Here is a 3,708-nt window from a genome sequence, read left to right on the forward strand (position 1 = left end):
CCGAGCTTTGGGACGCAATCCGCGACGCCTTGCCACGCTTCACCGCCGAGGAGTGCTCAAACTACTTCTGCGCCGCAGGATACGAGCCTGAGTGATCAGATTCTGCTCTAGAATCTCCAGACGGCGATGGACACCGATGCTGAGCTGATCCTGCATCGACGGACGAGGCGACCGACAACCGCATGCCGCACGAAGCAGGTGCTGGACGGGATGCGCTGACAGTGGTGGCCGATGCCGGATCCTTCAACGGAGTGTAGGGCAGCGCCTGCGCGGCCGACGCATCACGGCCCGCGTGCGGGCCAATCGCGCTATCAATAATCACAGCGACGGAACCCTGTTCCGCCTTCGTCTACGACGCCGACACCTTCCGCTGCCGGTGGGTCACCGGCTCGTGCGCAGGCAGTTGCACCGCGACGGCACGAACGTAATCTACGCGTCGAACGACTGCTCAGGCTGCACACTGAAGTCGCAGTGACACCGCAGCCGCGGGCCGATTCGTCCCACCCACCACCTTCACGCTCAACCGCACGAACGAACGCGCCACACCGGAAATGATGCACAGGCGCCGCTGCGCCGCCGAGTACCTCTTCGGAAACATCAAGCGAATGATGGCTGGCGGGAGATTCCTCGCCAGAAACCTCAAAGGAACGAGAACCAAATGGCGCGCTCTCAGTACTCGCCTATAACATGCTGCGCGCCATCAATCTCAGGAGCGTCCTCGCCTGATAGGAAGGCCGGTCGAACCGGAGCGTCCATTCTTTCCACACATCGGGTAATCGCGGGAGTGAGTCGCCCCCGATGTTAGAAGCGGTCGAGGCATTGAAGAGTGGGTGGTTGTTCCCCGATAAGTTGGAAGTACGGGCTCACGGCGTCACGCACGGCCTCAGCCCCATGTCCCGCGAGCGCAGGCCCGTTCTTCGTTGCGCGGAGAGGATCGTCTGCCGAGTACGGAACTAGGGTCACCGCGACGGCCGGATATGGACGACACCGAGGGCGGAGCTTCCGTAGTAGTCGGAGCGCGGGAAAGCCGCGCGCGGGCGAAGTTGCGTATTCCGAGCAAGCCGGCCGGTGTTCCGATTTGAAAGCCAGCACTTTTCGGACTGATCCTGGGTCTCGTTGATGTTTGGAATGGGTTTCGTTTCAGGTCAAACTTGCGCTGTCCGGTCGCTCTTGGCGAGCGCTGTTTCGCATGCTTTCACCGGTGAGATCGATGCGATAGGCGTTGTGAACGAGGCGGTCGAGGATGGCATCGGCCAGAGTTGGGTTTGCGATGATCTCGTACCAGTGATCCAGTGGCAGCTGACTGGTCACGATTGTCGATCGGCGTTCGTAGCGGTCCTCAATGATCTCAGCACATCACGCCGCTGACGACGGAGAAACCCTCTCGGCAGTCGCAGCCGGCGAGCGCGCCATGAACAGATTGCGGTCAAGACCGCGTACGGCACGAAAGTCGGCATTCTCGATCTGTGCGTCATGGCGAAGCTTTGCAGCCCTGGCGCGGTCTTCGAAACGCTTCTGGCGGCGCATGGTAGCCTCGCGCTCGAGCAGCATGGCAAGCCATTCGCAACTGCTCGAGGCCGCGTGCTTCGGACTCTGCGTCGAGCTCCTGGAAGGCGGTGGCCATGCCATGAAGGCCGAGTTCGCGCAGCAGGTCGATTGTCGGATGGATAAGCATTGGTGTGTCTCCTCAATGAAAGTAGTCAGGGCCACGCAGATTGGCGTGATCGACGATGGCGGTCGGTTCGGTGGAATGCCTTGCGGCCTTGTGATTGGCGATGAGCGAGGCGATACTCTTGCAGTTCAGCCCACCGATCTCGACAGCGCGGGCTGACACGGCTTCGGCGTGATCGCGTCTGATATCGCGAAACAGGCGAAGGACACCCAGGTATGTTCAAAAGCCTTATTCAGGATGTGGGCGGCTGGCGAGGATTGCGACGACCAAGCCTTCCGTCTCGGGGCCGACGGATGCGGCCCAGCGACGGAAAACGATCCGGCGTCCACTCGGCATAGCGCCGTTGGGGGGCTGGGCATATGATCCGGATCAGTCCCATGACGAGGGCCGCCATGGCGGCGCTGATGGACGGCAATGCGCTTGCCGCGATGGAGATCTCGATGGTGCGTGCCGTTGCTCTCAGATCGACTTGCTGGCGAATGAGGCTGTGCGGTACGGAATAAAAGAAGGTCTTGAACTCGACACCGGCAATCCGTCGCGACGCGGGCCAAACGCCACTCGGCGAATTCGAAGTCTTTGCTCGGAAGGCTTGCGAGCGCAGCACGTTCGACGCTCTCAAACAGTTGCCGGCGACTGACGCCCAGCCGACGCATGACGTGATCATTGATGCGCTCGAGTGCCTGGCGAATGGAGGCATTGGCCTCGGCCAGCGAGAAGAAGGCCTGGTTGCGCAGCCGCCCAGAATGCATGACTGGGCGAAACGCACGCCGTTCTCGACTTTCAATCCTTCGGCCGTCGCGGCCGTGCCGGAAGAACGCCGGCGCCATGATGGGATGCCATCATGCCGTAGCTGCGATTGATCTCGGGATCGTAGAAGGTGGCGCGGCTCAAGCCCGACTTCAGATTGTCGGGGACGATCAGTCGGGGAGCGCCATCAAAAAAACGAAACGTCCTGACGTATTAACCAATCCAATCAGGCAGTGTCTGGGTCCAGGTTGCTTCGGCATAGGTGAAGCTGGACGCTCCCAAGACCGCCACAAAGATCTCCGCCTCACGGATCTCGCCGGTGTCTCGATCAACGATCGGGATCTTCTTGCCGGAATAGTCCACGAAGACCTTGTCGCCGGCGGCGTGTTCCTGGCGCATCGTCGGGGAAAGCCGCTGTTCGAAGCTGCGAAACACCTCGCAGAAACGGCTGTAGCCATATCGTCGGGATGACTTCCTCGACTCCTACAAGGTGAGGAGCGTGACGCCCGGCTACTTGAGCTTGACGGCAAGATGGGCCCAGTTCGGCTCTGTGCGCCGCCGCGTGCCCTGTTTGACGCCATTGCGAGCGAAGAGTTTGCTCTCAAGCGCGTCATCGGTCAGCTCGCCTGGCAGGGGCCAGCTCAACCCCATTGCCGCTGCGCGCCGCGTGCGTGCTATTCCCAGCACGACCGCAATCTCGCGGGAACTCGTTCCGCTTCCGGCAAGCCGAAGCATTTGTCTCAACTGTCTAATGGATGTCCTGGTTCATCGCGAGGCAATTGATGCCGAAGTTGCTGACCCAGGAGGTAATCTTCAGTCCCGAAAACTGGCCGGTCTTTGGTTGAAATCGTGGCCGGCTTCATACCGGAATGGTGGCCGGTGTTTGATCGGAATGCCGGCCGGCTTCACGTCTCGGCGTTCAGCGCAAACTCTACCAGTGGAGCAAGGCAAATCCCGAAGACGTGTGGCGGGATATGTGGGTTGGTAACCGACCTGCGCATGCTGTGTCACGCCTGGCGACGCGTAGCCTCGAACAGGAGGCGGAAGCACAGCCGGGATCGACGGGGTGACCGTGGGCCGGATCCGGAACAGGATTGGTTAGCAACGCTTCCTCGAAGGGCTTAGAGAAGGGTTCTGGCGATAATTCTGTTCGGCCAGTTGTCGGATGACCATCTTCTGCCCGGGGACGAAGCGCCCGGCCATGAGCGCGTTGCGGACGTTGGTATAGACCTTGTCGCGCAGGATGTCGCCGTCACCGCCGGCCGGATAAATGGTCGAAATAGCATCGT

General features: G+C 60.9%; 3 protein-coding genes and 2 pseudogenes. 1 reads left to right on the forward strand and 4 read right to left on the reverse strand.

Annotated features, from left to right (window positions below; genetic code table 11):
• Positions 1-1,140 precede the first annotated feature (1,140 nt).
• Both NKI88_RS31520 and NKI88_RS31905 read right to left on the reverse strand, forming a co-directional pair.
• A pseudogene (locus tag NKI88_RS31520) lies at positions 1,141-1,675 on the reverse strand (ATP-binding protein).
• Positions 1,676-1,904: 229 nt separating this feature from the next.
• A complete protein-coding gene (locus NKI88_RS31905; protein WP_502909514.1) occupies positions 1,905-2,276 on the reverse strand; it encodes a Mu transposase domain-containing protein in 372 nt (123 codons plus the stop codon).
• On the opposite strand from NKI88_RS31905, the gene NKI88_RS31530 reads away from it, so the two are divergent.
• A complete protein-coding gene (locus NKI88_RS31530; RefSeq protein WP_352659292.1) occupies positions 2,185-2,532 on the forward strand; it encodes a hypothetical protein in 348 nt (115 codons plus the stop codon). The two genes, NKI88_RS31905 and NKI88_RS31530, sit on opposite strands and share 92 nt — an antisense overlap.
• A gap of 100 nt (positions 2,533-2,632) precedes the next feature.
• Here NKI88_RS31530 and NKI88_RS31535 read toward each other — a convergent pair whose 3' ends face one another.
• Entirely contained in the window at positions 2,633-2,854 is a 222-nt protein-coding gene (locus NKI88_RS31535) for a hypothetical protein (RefSeq protein WP_352659294.1), read from the reverse strand.
• A 663-nt stretch (positions 2,855-3,517) separates the two neighbouring features.
• A pseudogene (locus NKI88_RS31540) lies at positions 3,518-3,708 on the reverse strand (hypothetical protein); the annotation flags it as partial.

The organism is Mesorhizobium sp. M0317 (genome assembly GCF_040321555.1).
Lineage (GTDB): Bacteria > Pseudomonadota > Alphaproteobacteria > Rhizobiales > Rhizobiaceae > Mesorhizobium.